At 67.5% G+C, this 17,404-nt stretch carries 17 protein-coding genes; 1 reads left to right on the top strand and 16 read right to left on the bottom strand.

The features are described from left to right. The 16 genes from BJQ95_RS05945 to infC all read right to left on the bottom strand — a co-directional run bounded on the left by BJQ95_RS05945 (position 1) and on the right by infC (position 16,292). Positions 1-1,200 carry an argininosuccinate synthase gene (locus BJQ95_RS05945; protein ID WP_130175972.1) on the bottom strand — a complete coding sequence of 400 codons (1,200 nt, stop codon included), beginning with the start codon at positions 1,198-1,200 and terminating at the stop codon, positions 1-3. Between the two features lie 60 nt (positions 1,201-1,260). Continuing rightward, positions 1,261-2,190: an ornithine carbamoyltransferase gene (argF, locus tag BJQ95_RS05940; protein ID WP_130175971.1), complete on the bottom strand. Its 930-nt coding sequence runs from the start codon at positions 2,188-2,190 to the stop codon at positions 1,261-1,263. 78 nt (positions 2,191-2,268) lie between these two features. Then, complete coding sequence (locus BJQ95_RS05935; protein WP_130175970.1) at positions 2,269-3,474, bottom strand: acetylornithine transaminase; 1,206 nt, start codon at positions 3,472-3,474, stop codon at positions 2,269-2,271. Beyond that, on the bottom strand, positions 3,471-4,421 hold the full coding sequence (gene argB / locus BJQ95_RS05930; protein ID WP_130175969.1) for an acetylglutamate kinase: 951 nt from the start codon (positions 4,419-4,421) through the stop codon (positions 3,471-3,473). The genes BJQ95_RS05935 and argB overlap by 4 nt, the downstream gene beginning before the upstream one ends. Then, positions 4,421-5,602 carry a bifunctional glutamate N-acetyltransferase/amino-acid acetyltransferase ArgJ gene (gene argJ / locus BJQ95_RS05925; protein ID WP_130175968.1) on the bottom strand — a complete coding sequence of 394 codons (1,182 nt, stop codon included), beginning with the start codon at positions 5,600-5,602 and terminating at the stop codon, positions 4,421-4,423. The genes argB and argJ overlap by 1 nt, the downstream gene beginning before the upstream one ends. Further along, positions 5,599-6,642, bottom strand: coding sequence for an N-acetyl-gamma-glutamyl-phosphate reductase (gene argC / locus BJQ95_RS05920; RefSeq protein ID WP_130175967.1), 1,044 nt, complete (start codon positions 6,640-6,642; stop codon positions 5,599-5,601). The genes argJ and argC overlap by 4 nt, the downstream gene beginning before the upstream one ends. 476 nt (positions 6,643-7,118) lie before the next feature. Further along, entirely contained in the window at positions 7,119-9,653 is a 2,535-nt protein-coding gene (pheT, locus tag BJQ95_RS05915) for a phenylalanine--tRNA ligase subunit beta (RefSeq protein WP_130175966.1), read from the bottom strand. Continuing rightward, complete coding sequence (pheS, locus tag BJQ95_RS05910; protein WP_130175965.1) at positions 9,653-10,693, bottom strand: phenylalanine--tRNA ligase subunit alpha; 1,041 nt, start codon at positions 10,691-10,693, stop codon at positions 9,653-9,655. The genes pheT and pheS overlap by 1 nt, the downstream gene beginning before the upstream one ends. A gap of 46 nt (positions 10,694-10,739) precedes the next feature. Next, positions 10,740-11,663 carry an amino acid ABC transporter permease gene (locus BJQ95_RS05905; protein WP_130175964.1) on the bottom strand — a complete coding sequence of 308 codons (924 nt, stop codon included), beginning with the start codon at positions 11,661-11,663 and terminating at the stop codon, positions 10,740-10,742. Next, complete coding sequence (locus tag BJQ95_RS05900) at positions 11,660-12,307, bottom strand: amino acid ABC transporter permease (RefSeq protein ID WP_130175963.1); 648 nt, start codon at positions 12,305-12,307, stop codon at positions 11,660-11,662. Before BJQ95_RS05900 ends, BJQ95_RS05905 begins: the two co-directional genes overlap by 4 nt. 94 nt (positions 12,308-12,401) lie before the next feature. Next, positions 12,402-13,274: a glutamate ABC transporter substrate-binding protein gene (locus BJQ95_RS05895; protein ID WP_130175962.1), complete on the bottom strand. Its 873-nt coding sequence runs from the start codon at positions 13,272-13,274 to the stop codon at positions 12,402-12,404. Positions 13,275-13,310: 36 nt separating this feature from the next. After that, positions 13,311-14,000, bottom strand: coding sequence for an amino acid ABC transporter ATP-binding protein (locus tag BJQ95_RS05890; RefSeq protein ID WP_370688389.1), 690 nt, complete (start codon positions 13,998-14,000; stop codon positions 13,311-13,313). A gap of 199 nt (positions 14,001-14,199) precedes the next feature. After that, on the bottom strand, positions 14,200-15,000 hold the full coding sequence (locus BJQ95_RS05885) for an RNA methyltransferase (RefSeq protein WP_130175960.1): 801 nt from the start codon (positions 14,998-15,000) through the stop codon (positions 14,200-14,202). 106 nt (positions 15,001-15,106) lie between these two features. Beyond that, positions 15,107-15,493, bottom strand: coding sequence for a 50S ribosomal protein L20 (rplT, locus tag BJQ95_RS05880; protein WP_130175959.1), 387 nt, complete (start codon positions 15,491-15,493; stop codon positions 15,107-15,109). A 27-nt stretch (positions 15,494-15,520) separates the two neighbouring features. Continuing rightward, complete coding sequence (gene rpmI / locus BJQ95_RS05875; RefSeq protein WP_066594389.1) at positions 15,521-15,715, bottom strand: 50S ribosomal protein L35; 195 nt, start codon at positions 15,713-15,715, stop codon at positions 15,521-15,523. Beyond that, complete coding sequence (infC, locus tag BJQ95_RS05870; protein WP_084020755.1) at positions 15,708-16,292, bottom strand: translation initiation factor IF-3; 585 nt, start codon at positions 16,290-16,292, stop codon at positions 15,708-15,710. Before infC ends, rpmI begins: the two co-directional genes overlap by 8 nt. A 293-nt stretch (positions 16,293-16,585) precedes the next feature. Between infC and BJQ95_RS05865 the strand changes: the two genes are divergently transcribed. Beyond that, positions 16,586-16,936 carry a DUF1844 domain-containing protein gene (locus BJQ95_RS05865; RefSeq protein WP_130175958.1) on the top strand — a complete coding sequence of 117 codons (351 nt, stop codon included), beginning with the start codon at positions 16,586-16,588 and terminating at the stop codon, positions 16,934-16,936. The last annotated feature ends 468 nt before the right edge of the window (positions 16,937-17,404 follow it).

The raw sequence follows: 17,404 nt of genomic DNA, 5'->3' as shown, positions 1-17,404 counted from the left end.
CTACTTCGCGGCCTGGTCGCGGCGGGCCGCGATCTTGCTGGGCAGGCTCCACAGTTCGATGAAGCCCTTGGCCATGGACTGGTCGAACGAGTCGCCGGTGTCGTAGGTGGCCAGGTCGAAGTCGTACAGGCTCTGCGTGCTCTGCCGGCCGGTGACGACGGCGGTGCCGGCGTGCAGCTTCATGCGGATGTCGCCGGAGACGTACTTCTGGGTGTCGTTGATGAAGGCGTCGAGTGACTTCTTCAGGCCGGAGAACCAGAGGCCGTCATAGACCAGTTCGCTCCACTTGGCTTCGACGCCGCGCTTGTAGCGGGCGACGTCGCGCTCGACGGTGACGTTCTCGAGCTCTTCGTGCGCGGTGATCAGGGCGATCCCGGCCGGGGACTCGTAGACCTCACGGCTCTTGATGCCCACGAGACGGTCCTCGACGATGTCGATGCGGCCGACACCCTGGTCGCCGGCGAGCTTGTTGAGCAGCACGACGGCCTCGAGCGGGGTGACGGGCTTGCCGTCGACGGCAACGGGCACGCCCTGGTCGAAGGTGATGATGACCTCGGTCGCTTCGCGCGGGATCGACGGGTCCTGCGTGTAGGTGTAGAGGTCCTCGATCGGAGCGTTCCACGGGTCTTCCAGGAAGCCGGTCTCGACGGCGCGACCCCAGACGTTCTGGTCGATGGAGTACGGGCTCTTCTTCGACTGCGCGATGGGCAGGTTGTGCAGCGCGGCGTATTCGATGGCTTTGTCGCGGGTGAGGGCGAAGTCGCGCACCGGGGCCAGCGAGGTGAGCTCGGGGGCCAGGGCGGTGACGGCGGCTTCGAAGCGCACCTGGTCGTTGCCCTTGCCGGTGCAGCCGTGCGCGACGCTGTCGGCGCCGAGGGCACGCGCGGTGGCGGCGAGGTGCTTGGCGATCAGCGGGCGGCTGATCGCGGAAACCAGCGGGTAGCGCTTCTGGTAGAGCGCGTTGGCCTTGAGCGCCGGAACGATGTAGTCGTTGGCGAACTCGTCCTTCGCGTCGACGACGATGGACTCCACCGCGCCGCAGTCGAGGGCGCGCTGTCGGATGACATCCATGTCCTCGCCCTCTTGTCCGACGTCGACAGCTAGTGCGACGACCTCCTTGCCGGTGGCATCCTTCAGCCAGCCGATGCCCACCGAGGTGTCAAGGCCACCCGAATATGCCAGTACAACCCGCTCAGCCATGGTTCTCCTTCATACGTGCTTTGTGATTCAAGTTTATGGGTGGTGCGTCCGAGCGGATGCTTAGAACGCGTTGTGCGCGAGCAGCCAGACGAGCAGCGCCTTCTGGGCGTGCAGGCGGTTCTCCGCCTCGTCCCAGATGATGCTCTGCGGTCCGTCGATGACGTCGGCGGTGACCTCGTAACCACGGTCGGCCGGCAGGCAGTGCATGAAGTGCGCGTCCGGCTTGGCCAGGGCAAGCAGGGCGGCGTCGACGCGGTAGCCGCCGAGCGAGTCGAGCCGGGTGGACTTCTCCTCTTCTTTGCCCATCGACACCCAGGTGTCGGTGATGACCACGTCGACGCCGGCCACGGCCTCGGCCGGGTCGGTGAACAGGGCCACCGAACCGCCGGTCTTCGCGGCGATCGCTCGCGCGTCGGCAACGACCTGCGTGTCGGGCGTGTACCCGGCCGGCGAGGCGATGCGAACGTGCATGCCCGCGGTCGCGCCGGCGAGCAGGTAGGACTGGGCCATGTTGCAGGCGCCGTCGCCCAGGAACGTGAGAGTCTGGCCGTTGAGGTCGCCGCGGTGCTCACGGATGGTGAGCAGGTCGGCGAGCAGCTGGCAGGGGTGGAAGTCGTCGGAGAGCGCGTTGACGACGGGCACCGTGGTGTGCAGGGCCATCTCTTCGAGGCCGGCCTGCCCGTAGGTGCGCCAGACGATCGCCGCCACCTGGCGTTCGAGCACCCGAGCCGTGTCGGCGGCGGTTTCCTTGCCGCCGAGCTGGCTGCTCGCGGTGCTGATGATCAACGGGCTGCCGCCGAGGTCGGCGATGCCGACAGCGAACGAGACCCGGGTGCGGGTGGAGGACTTGTCGAAGATCACGGCGACGGTTTTCGGTCCGGCCAGGGGCTGGACCGCGAATCGGTCCCGCTTCAGTTCCAGGGCCAGATCGAGGATCTCGGCCTGTTCGGCCGGTGAGATGTCGTCGTCGCGCAGGAAATGGCGGGTCACGGGGTCACTTTCGCTGAATTCTTCGGTGTAATGCGGGATTCCTCCACCCTATCTGGTGGTAAGTGGTCTGTTTGCGGGTCACCGAGTGGCGGATGCGAGACCCGAACTGGTCACACTGGCCAGGGCGGCGCGGAAGCGGTCCTCGAAATCGGCCAGCTCGGCGTCGCCGACGATCAGCGGGGGCGCGAGCCGGATGCTGAATTCGTTCGCGGCGTTCACGATCAGGCCGGCGGCGAGGGCGGCGGCGGCCAGCTGCAAGGCCACCGGTTCGGTCAGGCCGATGCCCAGAAGCAGACCGCGGCCGCGCACCTCCTCGACCAAGGGCGAGTCGATGCGGGTGATGATCTCGCGGATCTGGTCGCCACGGCGGGCCGCGTTGCCGACCAGGTCATCACGTTCGATGACGCCGAGAACCGCGTTGGAGGTGGCGGTCACGAACGGGTTACCACCGAAGGTGGAGCCGTGCTGGCCGCGGAGGAACAGGTCGCTGGTCTTACCGAAGGTGACGAGCGCGCCGATCGGCACTCCCCCGCCGATGCCCTTGGCGAGGGTGACGGCATCCGGCACCACATTGGAGTGCTCATAGGCGAACCACTTGCCGGTGCGGCCGGCACCGGTCTGCACCTCGTCGACGATCAGCAGCACGCCGTGCCGGGTGCACAGTTCGCGGGCGCGTTGCAGGTAGCCCTCCGGCAGGTCGATGACTCCGGCCTCGCCCTTGACCGGCTCGAGGAACAGCGCGGCGACGGTGTCGTCGATTTCGCGCTCGAGGCTGCTGATGCTCGTTTCGATGTGCTGCACGCCGCCGGGCACGGGTTCGAACGGAGCGCGCATCAACGGCTTGCCGGTGAGGGCGAGCGCGCCCATGGTGCGGCCGTGGAACGAGTCGTTCAGGGCGAGGATGCGGTTGCGGCGACCACCGGCGGTGTTCAGCCTGGCCAGCTTGAACGCGGCCTCGTTGGCCTCGGCGCCGGAGTTGCAGAAGTAGACCCGGCCGGCGTCGCCGGCGCCGGTGAGGCGTTTGAGGCGTTCGGCCAGTTCGATCTGCGACGGCGAGGCGAAGTAGTTGGAGATGTGCGCGAGAGTGCCGATCTGGCTCTGCGCGGCGGCGACCATGTCGGGGTGCGCGTGGCCGAGCGAGTTGACGGCGATGCCGGCCAGGAAGTCGAGGTACTTGGTGCCGTTCTCATCCCAGACGTAGCAGCCCTCGCCGCGAACCAGCACGGCCAGGGGCGGCGACAGGGTTTTCATCATGGCTACGGCGTAGCGCTCGTGCAGGGTCATGCGGGAACCACCTCAGTACCGATGCCGCTTCCGGTGAAGATTTCGACCAGGATCGAGTGCGGCACTCGACCATCGATGATCGCCGCTTTCGCGACGCCGCCCTCGACGGCGTCCAGGCAGGCCGTCATCTTGGGAATCATGCCCGATTCAAGATCGGGAAGCAGGGTGCGGAGCGCCTCGACGTCGATGACCGACACGAGGGAGTCCCGGTTGGGCCAGTCGCTGTACAGGCCGGCCACGTCGGTGAGGATCACGAGCTTGGCCGCGCCCAGAGCTACGGCGAGGGCGGCGGCGGCGGCATCCGCGTTCACGTTGAGAGACTGGCCGGGCACCTCCACGTCCGGGGCGATGGACGAGACGACCGGGATGCGGCCGGCGTTCAGCTGCGCGTGCACGGCCTCCGGGTCCACGCCGATGACGTCGCCCACCAGGCCGAGGTCGACCTCTTCGCCGTCGATGACCACACCGCGGCGCCGGCCGAGGAACAGGCCGGCGTCTTCGCCGCTGAGCCCGGCGGCCAGCGGGCCGTGGGCGTTGATGTGGCTGACCAGATCACGGTTGATCTGTCCGGTGAGCACCATCCGCACCACGTCCATGGCCTCGGGGGTGGTCACCCGGTAGCCGCCGCGGAACTCGCTTTCGATGCCGAGCCGGGCGAGCATGGCGGAGATCTGCGGGCCGCCGCCGTGCACGACGACCGGGCGGATGCCGGCGTAGCGCAGGTAGACCATGTCCTCGGCGAAGGCGCGCTGCAGTTCCTCGCTGACCATGGCGTTGCCGCCGAACTTGACGACGATGATCTGATCGTGGAACTTCTTCAGCCAGGGCAGCGCTTCGATCAGCGTGGCGGCCTTGACCTTGGCTTCGGCGGGGGTGTTGTCGACGTCGTCGAGGGTGGGCACCAGCGGCGGTGCGGCGGGAGCGGCGCTCAGCGGGTCGATGCTCATCAGCTGGAGTACGCGCTGTTCTCTTCGACGTAGTCGTGGGTGAGGTCGTTGGTCCAGATGGTGGCGCCCGCGGTGCCGGCGTGCAGGTCGATGACCACCGAGACCGCGCGCGGGGTGAGGTCAACGAGCTCGCGCGGCTCATCCGGCTCCCCCGCCGTGCAGACCTGGATGCCGTTGATGGCCACGTCGATGCCGTACGGGTCGAAGGCCGCATCCGCTTCGGAGATGGTGCCCACCGCGGCGAGCACCCGGCCCCAGTTGGGGTCGTTGCCGTAGATCGCGGCCTTGAACAGGTTGCTGCGCGACACCGCACGGGCCACGGTGACGGCCTCGGTTTCGGCCGCCGCGTTCCGCACCGTGATGGCCACGTCGTGCGAGGCGCCCTCGGCGTCGCCCTGCAGCTGCAGGGTGAGGTCGTGGCACAGCGCGGTGAGGGCGGCGGTGAACTCGGCCGGGTCGGCGTCGACGCCGCTGGCGCCGGAGGCGAGCAGGCTCACGGTGTCGTTGGTGGACATGCAGCCGTCGGAGTCGAGCCGGTCGAAGGTGACCCGGGTGGCCTCGCGGAGCGCGGCATCCAGTTGGGCCGAGCTGAGCTTCGCATCGGTGGTGATCACGACGAGCATGGTGGCCAGGCCAGGGGCGAGCATGCCGGCGCCCTTGGCCATGCCGCCGATGGTCCAGCCGGCCGGGGAGACCTGGGTGGCCTGCTTGGGGCGGGTGTCGGTGGTCATGATCGCCTGCGCGGCGGCGAGGCCGGCGGCGGCGGATGCGGCGGCGTCGTTCTTCAAGGCCAGGCCGGCGTCGAAGACCCCGGCGGTGAGCTTGCCCAGGTCGAGCTGCTCGCCGATCAGGCCGGTGGAGCAGACCAGGACGTCGCCCGCGGAGACGCCGAGCTGCTCGGCGACAGCTTCGGCGGTGGCGTGGGTAGTCTGAAAGCCGATGGTGCCGGTGTAGCAGTTGGCGCCGCCGGAGTTGAGCACGATGGCGCTCACCCGGCCGTCGGCCATGACCTGCTGGCTCCAGATGATCGGGTTGGCTTTGCAGCGGTTGCTGGTGAACACGGTGGCGGCGTTGGTGAGTGGGCCGAGGTTGGCGACGATGGCCAGGTCGAGGCCACCGGACTTCTTGAGGCCGGCGGTGACGCCGGCGGCGGCGAATCCGGCGGGGGCTGTGACGCTCACGGGGCAACTCCATTCGTGCTGAGGCCGCGAGTCTCGGGCAGCCCCAGGGCAATGTTGGCGGATTGGATGGCAGCGCCGGCGGTGCCCTTGACGAGGTTGTCGACGGCGGTCACCGTGATCACGCGACCGGCGGCCTCGTCGATCGCGAGTCCGATCAGGGCGGTGTTGGCGCCGAGCACGTCGGCGGTGCGCGGGAACTGGCCGCTGGGCAGCACGTGCACAAACGGCTCGTCGGCGTAGGCCGTCTCCCAGGCGTACCGCACGGCGGCGGCGCTCGTTCCCGGTACCAACCGGGCGGTCGAGGTGGCCAGGATGCCGCGGGACATCGGCACGATCACCGGCGTGAACGACACCGTCGGTTCGGTCGCGCCGGCCCAGCGCAGGCTCTGCTGGATCTCGGGGATGTGCCGGTGGCTGCCGCCGACGGCGTAGGGGTTGGCGGAGCCGAGGATCTCGGCGGCCAGGTTGGGCACCTTGAGGGCTTTGCCGGCGCCGGACGGGCCGACGGCAAGCACGGCGACGATGTCGGCCGCTTCGATCACGCCGGCGAGAATGCCGGGGGCCAGGGCCAGGGCCACGGTGCTGGCGTTGCAGCCGGGCGCGGCGATGCGGCGGGCTCCGACCAGGCGATCGCGCTGCCGGCCGCCGGCCACGGGAAGCTCGGGCACCCCGTAGGCCCAGGCGCCGAAGTAGTCCCCGCCGTAGAACGCGGCCCAGTCGGCCTCGCTCTCCATGCGGTGGTCCGCTCCGCAGTCCACCACGAGGGTGTCTTTCGGCAGCTGGGCGGTCAGTGCCCCGGAGGCGCCGTGCGGGAGGGCCAGGAAGACGACGTCGTGGCCGGCCAGGGTGGTGGCATCCGTGTCGGCCAGCACGAGGTGGCTCAGTGAGCGCAGGTGCGGTTGCACGTCGATCAGGCGCTGGCCGGAGGTGCTGTGCGCGGTGACAGTGCGCACCTCGAAATCGGGGTGTGCGGCCAGCAGACGCAGCAGCTCACCGCCGGCGTACCCGCTTGCACCCGCAACAGCTACCGAAGAGACCATGATTCAAACTTACCCGGGTGCTCGCGCGCGCCAGAATCGCGAGTTGCCCCGCTGCGGTCGAGTTGCCCCGCTGTGCGGGGGCAATTCGTCGGAACGGGGCAACTCGGCGAGCGGGTACGTGCTTCCGACGGGGTGCTACTCGCGCAGTTGCGCTCCCCAGTGAGCGGTGGCCAAGCCCTGCAGTCGCGCGGGCCGGCGGATGCCTCGCGGCACAGATTCGTCCCGGCGGCACACCTGAGTCCTCGCGGCACCCGTTCGTCCCGGCGGCACCTGCAAGTCCCGGCGGCGCAGGTTCGTCCCGGCGGCACCTGCAAGTCCCGGCGGCGCAGGTTCGTCCCGGCGGCACCTGTAAGTCCCGGCGGCACAGGTTCGTCCCGGCGGCACGGGTTCGAACATGTGCCGCCGGACCTAAGGCGTGCCGCGACCCCGCGCTCCCTCTCAACCCGGCTGGGAAGAGGCGGCAGGGCAGGCAACCGCTACTCGCGCAGGTGCGCTCCGTAACGGGCGGCGGCGAGTTGCACGCCGGCCAGCTTCGCGTCGCTGGCCTCCGCGGCGGTGAGGGTGCGGTCCGGCGCGCGGAACCGCAGGGCGAAGGTGAGGGACTTCTGCCCGGCTTCGATGCCCGTTCCGCGGTAGTCGTCGACCAGCTCGATGCTCTCCAGCAGCGAACCGCTACCCTCGCGCACGGCGGCGAGCACGTCGCTGGCCCGCACCGGCGCGTCGACGACGAGCGAGAGGTCCTGGGTGGCGGCGGGCTTGGTGCCGATCTGGGTGGCCTGCAGTTCCTCGGTGACCTGGGCGAAGACCGCGGACAGGTCCAGTTCGACGACCGCGACCACCGCGGGCAGGTCGGCACCGCGGGCCACGTTGGGCAGCAGTTCGCCCGCGAAGCCCACCGAGAGCTCGCCGGCATCCGTTGCCACGAACAGTTCGGCGGTGCGGCCGGGGTGCATCGCCTGGTGTGTGCCTTGGCGCACCTGGATCGGCAGGCCGACGGCGAGGCCGATCTGGGCGACCGCGGTGAGGGCGTCGCGCCAGGATGCCGCGATGGGCGCCTGGCCGGGCTGGTGCCGCACGGTGTTGCCCAGAAGCACGATGCCGGCGGTGAACGGCTGCGGCGGGATGCCCGCGTTCAGCGTCGCCTCGAGTTCGGCACTCGGGCGCACGGCGGCCGGCGGCACCACGGCGCTGCCGTAGCTGACGCCCGCCACCGGGCGGAAGACCGAACCGAGTTCGAAGATCGCCAGGTCGGTCGAGCCGCGGGAGAGGTTGCGGTGCGCGATCTGGAGCAGGCCGGGCAGCATCGACGTGCGCATGAACGGCGCTTCGCCGTCGAGCGGGTTGGCCACCTTGATCTGCGGAACCGTGCTGCTGACCGGGTCACCGAAGAGGTTGTTCGCCTTTTCGGCGACGAACGGGTAGGCCAGGACCTCGGTGTGGCCGGTGGCGGCGAGCACCGTGGCGACCGAGCGTTTGAGCTGCTGGGTGCGGGTGAGGCCGCGGCCGGGCGGGGCGACGGGCAGCACCGACGGGATGCGGTCGTACCCGACGATGCGGGCGACCTCCTCGGCGAGGGTCCACTTGTCGGTGAGGTCCGGGCGCCAGCTCGGTGCGACGACCGCGAGGCCGTCGGTGGTTTCGGTCATCGAGGCGCCGATCTCGGCGAGCGAGGTGCGCACCTCCTCGCGGGTGTACTCCAGGCCGATCAGGCCGGAGACGAAGCCGGTGGGCAGGTCGATCGGGGTGCGCTCCGGGGTGGCGTCGTGCAGCGAGCCGAGTCCGTCGGCCACTCCCCCGGCGAGTTCCTCGAGCAGCTGCACCACGCGGGCGGCGGCCACGGCGGCCACCTCGGGGTCGACGCCGCGTTCGAAGCGGCGGGACGCCTCGCTGGGCAGCTTGTGCCGGCGGGCGGTGCGCGCGATCGACACCGGGTCGAAGTTGGCCGCTTCGATCAGCACATTGGTGGTGTCTGCGCCGATTTCGGTGGTCGCTCCGCCCATCACGCCGGCCAGGCCTATGGGGCCTGATTCGTCGGTGATCAGCAGGTCTTCAGGGTTGAGGGTGCGGGTGGCGTCGTCGAGGGTGACGAGTTTCTCGCGCGGCTCGGCGCGGCGCACGGTGATTCCGCCGGTGAGCTTGTCCAGGTCGTAGCCGTGAATCGGCTGGCCGAGTTCGATCATCACGTAGTTGGTGATGTCCACGATCAGCGAGATCGAGCGGATGCCGGCCAGCTTGAGCCGGGCGATCAGCCAGGCCGGGGACGGCTTGCCGGGGTCCACGCCGCGCACGACCCGGGTGACGAAGACGCTCGCGCCGATACGTCCGCGGATCGGGGCGGCGTCGTCGATCGAGACCGGGAAGACCTCGGTGGACGCCGTCGCGGTGACCGCGAGGGCGGGGTCGCGGAAGGTGGCGCCGGTGGCGTGCGCGTACTCGCGGGCCACCCCGCGGATCGAGAAGGCGTAGCCGCGGTCGGGGGTGACGTTGATCTCCACGGCGGAGTCGTCCAGGCCCAGCAGGCTGATCGCATCCGTGCCGACCGCGGGGTCGAGGCCGAGGTCGCCGAGCACCAGGATGCCGGCGTGCTCGTCGCCGAGGCCGAGCTCGCGGGCCGAGGCGATCATGCCGTCGGACACGTGGCCATAGGTGGTGCGCGGCGCGATCGGGAACGGGCCGGGCAGCACGGCGCCGGGCAGGGTCACGACGACCTTGTCGCCGACGACGAAGTTGTGTGCGCCACAGACGATGCCGTGGACGGCCGGGCCGCCGTCGGCGGCGAGTTCGCCCTCGGGAGCGACCTGCACCTGGCACCAGTTGATGGTCTTGCCGTTGGTCTGCACCTCACCGACGAACTCGAGCACCTGGCCCACCACGATGGGTCCGGTCAGCTCGAAGCGGTAGATTTCTTCTTCCTCGAGGCCCACGCTCACCAGGGCGGCGTGCACGGCTTCGGGGGTGGTGCCGGGTTCGAGGTCGACGAATTCGCCGAGCCAGCTCAGGGGAACGCGCATCAGACGGTCATCCCGTACTGCTGGCTGAACCGAATGTCGCCTTCGACCATGTCGTGCATATCCTTCACATCGTTGCGGAACATCAGTGCTCGTTCGACGCCGACGCCGAACGCGAATCCGGAGTAGACCTCGGGGTCGAGGCCGGCGGAGCGGAGCACGTTGGCGTTGACCATGCCGCAACCGCCCCACTCGATCCAGCGGGCGCCATCCTTGAAGGTGGGGTGCCAGAGGTCGAGCTCGGCGCTCGGTTCGGTGAACGGGAAGTAGTTGGGGCGCAGGCGAACCTTGGCCTCGTCGCCGAACAGGGCCTTGACGAAGTGGTCGAGGGTGCCGCGCAGGTGGGCCATGGTGAGCCCCTTGTCCACGGCGATGCCCTCGATCTGGTGGAAGACCGGGGTGTGCGTGGCGTCGAGCTCGTCGGTGCGGTAGACCCGGCCGGGCGCGATGCGGTACACGGGCGGCTCGGTGCCCAGCAGCGCGCGCAGCTGAACCGGTGAGGTGTGCGTGCGCAGCACCAGGTGGGCCTCGGGCGGGTCGATGAAGAAGGTGTCCTGCATGGCGCGGGCCGGGTGGTCCTCGTCGAAGTTCAGCGCGTCGAAGTTGAACCACTCGCTCTCGAGCTCCGGTCCTTCGGCGACCTCCCAGCCCATGCCCACGAACACGTCGCTGACGCGTTCCTGCAGCAGGGTCAGCGGATGCCTGGCGCCGGCACGCCAGGTGGAGGCGGCGGCGGTGACGTCCACGGCTTCGGCGGCGAGCTGGGCGGTGGCCTCGGCTTCGACGATCTGGGTTTCGCGGGCGCTCAGCGCCTGATTGACCCGAGCGCGGGCCTGGCCGACGAGCTTGCCGGCGGCGGCCTTCTGGTCGCCGGGCACGCTGCGCATGAGGGCGTTCAGTGCGGCCAGCGGCGAGGCCTCGCCGACGTGCGCTGAGCGCACGGCCTTGAGGGCGGCGGAGTCGGTCGCGGCTTCGATGGCCGCGAGGGCGGCATCGATGGCCGCGGTGACGGCGGATTCGGTTATTTCAGTGGGGACAGACACGAGGCCCAAGTTTAGTGCCCGGCCCCACCCGACCGTTCCTACCGGGTCAGGCCGAGCCCGCTCCCCCGGTCTCACCTGTTGAGTAGCTGCCTCGGGTGGACGCAAGGGTGTCCTTCGGTGTCAACGTGGGCTCCGGGTCGACAAGCTTGCCGGCCTTGGGTCCCGAGCGGCGGGCGATCACACGGGCCAGCCAGGACAGCGACAGGTTCATCGCCAGGTAGATGGCCAGCACGATCAGGAAGAAGGAGAACTGGTACCGCTGTCCGAAGAAGTTGGTCATCGTGTACAGGCCACTGCGAAGCAGCTCTTCGTAACCGACGATGAACGCCAGCGAGGTGTCCTTGAGCAGCACTACGAGCTGGGCGATGATGATCGGCAACATCTGCCGGAACGCCTGCGGGAATTCGATGCGGAACCGGGTGGAGATGGGCGTCAGTCCGATCGCGAGACCGGCCTCCCGCTGGCCTCGTGGCAGCGAATTGATGCCGGCCCGCAGCGCCTCGCCGATGATCGCACCGTTGTAGATGGACAGCGCCGCAACACCGGCCCAGAACGACCCGGTGGAGAACACCAGCAGGATGAAGAGCATCATCAGCAGCACGGGCATGCCGCGCACGAATTCCAGGACGATAGTCGTGGGTACCCGAATGGCGGCGTGGTCGGCCGAACGCAGGAACGAGAACAGCACACCCAGGATCAATGCGAAGAACGCCGCGACTCCGGCCATGGTGAGGGTCGCCAGTGCGCCACGCCCGAGGGTGCGCCAGACCTCGACGTCGAGCAGGGCGTCCCAGCGGGTCGGGTCCCACATGCCGGGCTGGATGGCGCCGTTGGCGCTGGGCTTGGGGGCACCGAGCGCCAGGATCAGCGCGGTGAGGCCGGCGAGGATGATGATCACACCGACGACGGAGATGACCCGGGATCGGGCGCGCGCCTTGGGGCCCGGCGCGTCGTAGAGGACTGAGCTCATCGGAGTACCGCCACTTTCTTTTCCACCCGGCCGGCGATCTGCCCGAGCGTGATCGTGACGATCAGGTAGAAGCTCGCGACGGCCAGCAGAATCGCGATCACGGCGTCACCGCGATCGTTGACGACCTGCCGGCCGGCGCCGAAGAGTTCGAAGACGAAGAACGCGCCGGCCACAGAGGTGTTCTTGGTGAGCGCGATGAAGACGTTGATCAGCGGCGGGATCACCATCCGAACCGCCTGGGGCATGATCACGTAGCTCAGCGACTGGCCGAAGGTGAGCCCTACGCTGCGGGCGGCCTCGGCCTGACCGACGGGAACGCCGTTGATGCCCGAGCGCAGTGCCTCGGCTACGAACGGGGAGGTGTAGACGGTGAGCCCGATGAGCGCCAGGAAGAAGTACCCAGGTGAGAACTGCAGGTACGGCAGGATGTACGCGCAGAAGAACAGCACGAGGGTGAGTGGGGTGTTGCGAACCAGCTCGGTGTACACCGTCGCGAAGGCGCGAAATGATGCGATGGGCGAAATCCGCAGGGCGGCCACGAACACTCCGAGCACGAGCGCGCCGATGCCGGAGAGAATCAGTAACCCGAGCGTGTTCTTGAAGCCTTCCAAAAAGACCGGCAGGTTTTCGATGACTGCGTCCAAGACTCACCTCCTCTTGTGTGTTTTTCGAGCGTGTGGGGGAACACTGCCAATCGGGGCGGCCGGTGCGGCCACCCCGATCGGTAGTGCGGAACGGCTAGTAGCGGTCGACCGCCGGCGGTTCCGGCGTCTCGAGCACGGAACCCGCGGTGGCTTCCCAGGCGGCGGCCCAGGAGCCGTCCTCATAGGACTCCTCCAGGACGTCGTTGATGAAGTTACGGAACTCGGTGTCGTCCTTGGCCAGGCCGATGCCGTAAGGCTCGGCGGTGAACGGGTTGCCCACGACCTCGAACTCACCGGCGTTCTGGTCGGCGAGGCCGGCCAGGATCACGTTGTCGGTGGTGACGGCGTCGACTTCGCCGCTGCGCAGCGGGCCGAGGCAGTTCGAGTAGGTGTCGGTGGCGATGATGTTGGTCGTGTACGCCGCGATGTTCTTCTCCGAGGTGGAGCCGCTGACGGTACAGACCTTCTTGTCGGCCAGGTCCTCCGGGCCGGCGATCTTGGCGTCGTTGCCTGCGAGAACGAGCAGGTCCTGACCGGCTTCGTAGTACGGGCCGGCGAAGGAGACAACTTCCTTGCGGGCGTCGTTGATCGTGTAGGTGGCGACCACGAGGTCGACCTGGCCGTTCTGGATGAACGGCTCGCGGTTGGCGGAGACCGTCTCGGTCCACGTGATGTTGGACGCCTCAATGCCGAGCTTGGATGCGATGAGCTTGCCGATTTCAACATCGAAGCCGACCGGGGTGCCATCCGGGCCCTTGAGACCGAAGAGGGGCTGGTCGAACTTGGTGCCGATGGTGATTTCACCGGCTTCGTTCAGGGCGGCCATGGTGGTGCCCTCTTCGAACGTGACATCTTCCTCAACGGGTGCGGCCGACGGCGTGCTGGCGCCGGAATCGGTGCAGCCGCTCAGCGCGAACGCTCCGACCAGGGCGATGGCAGAGATCACTAGACCCTTGTTGCGTCTCATGGTTTCCTCCTGTGTGCTGTGTGTCTCGCCGACCGATTAGTGGGCAAGTATTTTGGAGAGGAAGTCTTTCGCTCTCGTGCTCTGGGGGTTCGTGAAGAACTTCTCCGGGGTGGTCTCCTCGACGATGTCGCCTTCGGCCATGAAGATGACCCGGTCGGCCGCCTTGCGGGCGAAGCCCATTTCGTGGGTGACGACGATCATGGTCATGCCCTCGTTGGCGAGGTTGACCATGACCTCGAGTACCTCGTTGATCATTTCGGGGTCGAGCGCGCTGGTTGGCTCGTCGAGCAGGATGAGCTTGGGATCCATCGCCAGGGCGCGCGCGATGGCGACGCGCTGCTGCTGGCCGCCGGACAGCTGGGACGGCATCTTCTTGGCCTGGTTGGCCACACCGACCCGCTCGAGCAGTGCCATGGCCTTGGTCTCGGCGTCGGCCTTGCTCATGCCGCGAACCTTGATCGGGCCAAGGGTGACGTTCTCGAGCACGGTCTTGTGGGCGAACAGGTTGAACGCTTGGAACACCATGCCGACGTCGGCCCGCAACTGGGCGAGCGCCTTGCCCTCTTTGGGCAGTTCCTTGCCGTCGATGGTGATCGTGCCGTTGTCGATGGTCTCGAGCCGATTGATGGCCCGGCAGAGGGTGGACTTGCCCGATCCGCTCGGTCCGATGACCACAACCACCTCGCCACGGTTGACCGTGGCGGTGATGTTTTTCAGTACGTGCAGTTCGCCGTAGTTCTTGTTGACGTCCGTAATGACGACCAGGGGTTCCCCCGGCGGACCGTGATGTTGGACGTCGCCGGTGATGCGTCTGTTGGCTCCATACCCCCCAACCTAGGCCCGCGAAGGCCCGCCAGACCACTTTTGGCGCGGCATTGGCCCGGTCGGTAACCCAAACGTAATAGACGCCCGACCGGGAAAGATGCTAGGCGCGGTGCGAGAAAGCGCTCTCGTACAGGCAGACAGAGGCAGCCGTGGCCAGATTCATCGATTCGGCGTGGCCGTAGATCGGAACACTGATTGACCGGTCGGCCATGGCCAGGTCTTCCTCGGTGAGACCGCGGGCCTCGTTGCCGAACAACCAGGCGGTGGGGGCGGCCAGCAGACCGCTGTTGCGGGCCTCGAGCAGGTCGTCGCCCTTGATGTCTGCGGCGAGGATCTGCATCCCGGCGAACTTGGCACGCTCACGCACGTCGGTGAGGGTGACGCCCACGGCGACGGGCAGGTGGAAGATCGACCCGGTGGACGAACGCACCACCTTGGGGTTGTACAGGTCGACGCTGCGGCCGGTGAAGATCACGGCGTCGGCGCCGGCGGCATCCGCTGCCCGGATGATGGTGCCCGCGTTACCCGGGTCGCGCACCTCTTCGAGGATCGCGATGAGCTTGGGCTCGTTGGCGAAGATTTTCTTGATCGAGGTGGGGAACTGGTGGCACACCGCGATGAAGCCCTGCGGGGTGACGGTGTCGGCCATCGTCTCGAGCACCTGCTCGGTGACGAACTCCACGTCCACGCCCGCGGCAACCGCGGCATCGCCGATCTCGGTGTAGCGCTCGAGGGCCGTCGGGGTGGCGTACAGCTCCACGACGAGTTCCGGGCGGAAGGTGAGGGCTTCGGAGACGGCCTGCGGGCCCTCGAGGAGGAACAGTCCCGTCTCGGAGCGGGCGGCTCGGTTCGCAAGTTTCGCGACGGCACGCACGCGAGGAGATCGGGGGTTATCTAGCATGCATCCAGTTTAGGTGCCGCGCCACCCGGCCACAGAATGCCCCGCCGGGCATGCAAAACGGGAGCGACCGCCAGTGGCGATCGCTCCCGTGTACAAGTAGGTGTGACTACTTCGCGACCTTGGGTGCGGAGGTGTCAGCGGGCAGTGCTGCCTTGGCGCTCTCAACGATGGCCGCGAAGGTGGCGGGCTCGGTGACGGCGAGGTCGGCGAGGATGCGACGGTCGACCTGGATGCCGGCCAGGGCGAGGCCCTGGATCAGGCGGTTGTAGGTCAGGCCGTTCGCGCGGGAAGCAGCGTTGATGCGCTGGATCCACAGGCGACGGAAGTCACCCTTGCGTGCACGACGGTCACGGTAGCTGTAGACGAGGGAGTGAGTGACCTGCTCCTTGGCCTTGCGGTACAGGCGTGAACGCTGACCGCGGTAACCCTGGGCGCGCTCAAGGATGACGCGACGCTTCTTGTGGGCGTTGACGGCCCTCTTTACTCTTGCCATTTTCTAATTCCTTTAGGGGTACGGGGCCTAGTGGCCGAGAAGCTTCTTGATGGCCTTGACGTCGGCCTTGGCCAGAACCTGGTCCTGGTTCAGGCGGGACTTGCGCTGCGTGCTCTTGACCTCGAGGTTGTGGCGAAGTCCGGCCTGCTGCTTCATGATCTTGCCGGAGCCAGTGACCTTGAAACGCTTCTTTGTCCCAGAGTGGGTCTTCTGCTTAGGCATTCTTTTCCTCCTGTTTGGCTGCTTTATCAGCAGCTCTATGTGCATTGGCCTCTGCCTTGGCCTCTGATTTGTTCTTCAGCGGGCCAATCACCATGACCATGTTTCGACCGTCGATGGTCGGGCTCGATTCCACGGAACCGAACTCCGCAACATCCTCGGCAAATCTCTGAAGCAGACGTACACCCTGGTCGGGACGGGACTGTTCACGGCCACGGAACAGAATCATGGCCTTGACCTTGTCGCCGGCCTTCAGGAAGCCTTCGGCGCGCTTGCGCTTGGTCTCGTAGTCGTGCTTGTCAATCTTCAGACGGAAACGAACCTCTTTGAGGATCGTGTTCGCCTGGTTGCGCCGGGCTTCTTTGGCCTTCTGCGCAGCTTCGTACTTGAACTTGCCGTAATCCATGATCTTCGCGACCGGCGGCTTGGACGTGGGGGCTACTTCGACCAGATCGAGGTCAGCCTCCTGTGCCAGGCGCAGGGCGACATCAATCGCCACGACCCCAACCTGTTCGCCGTTGGGACCAACGAGACGGACTTCGGGGACGCGGATACGGTCATTTGTACGGGGATCGCTGATGCGTCTCTCCTCTACTCAAGCATCGTGGCTACAGCCTGACAACGGATGTCGTCCGGAGACGAAGAGGAGACAATCGCGCACACGATTCCTGGTGTCAGAACATTTCCTTGTTCCACCACTCATCAACCACGTGCGGCACCCTATCTGCCGTGCAAGCTGGAAACCAGCAAGCGACGGCGGAGTGCAAACTACCCGGTAACCTTTATGAAGCGGTCAAGCGCGGGTGGGAGATTATCCACTTTCGTACCGAGACTTTCATCTCGGAGCCCGGGTAAGCATAGCAGAGGAAACCAGTGAGCGACAATTACGATCAGGACCAGTCCAGCCAGGCTACGAGGGACATCGCGGATGTGGCGGCGGTGGAGATCATCACGACCGCTGCGGTGCACCTGATGAGCGCCTCGGCGGTCAAGGTGGGGCTCGCCGACGACCCCGACACGCAGATCGACCTGGATGAGGCGCGCAAGTTGATCACGGCTCTGGCCGGGCTCATCACGGCATCCGCCCCCGACATCTCTGACATGCACGCGCGGAGTCTGCGCGACGGTCTGCGCTCGTTGCAGCTGGCGTTCCGCGAGGCCTCCAGCATCCCCGACCCGATCGGCCAGGGCCCGGGCGAGAAGTTCACCGGCCCGGTCAACTAGGGCTTTTTCCCAACCATCTCGCTGGTCGAACTTGTCGACGCCGTGCTGAGCCTGTCGAAGTAGACCTGTGGAGTCGATCTCACGGGGTCTCGACAAGCTCGACCAACGCGTGGGCGCGACCCGAGCGCACGCCACCAGGTCTGACAAGCTCGACCAACGATCGGTCGCGACGCATCCGCTGGTCGAGCCCGTCGAGACCCCGCGAGACGACCTCGAGAACGCACCACCCCGCTGGTCGAGCCCGTCGAGACCCCGCAAGACGACCTCGAGAACGCACCACCCCGCTGGTCGAGCCCGTCGAGACCCCGCAAGACGACCTCGAGAACGCACCACCCCGCTGCCGAGACTGCCGAGACCCCGCGAGACAACCTCACCAGGTCTCGACAAGCTCGACCAACGGTCGGGGACGACCCGAGCGCACGTCACCAGGTCTCGACAGGCTCGACCAACGCAGGGGCGCGACCTGTT

It is taken from the genome of Cryobacterium sp. SO1 (assembly GCF_004210215.2).
Classification (GTDB): Bacteria; Actinomycetota; Actinomycetes; order Actinomycetales; family Microbacteriaceae; genus Cryobacterium.
This window is presented reverse-complemented; position numbering and strand designations above follow the sequence as displayed.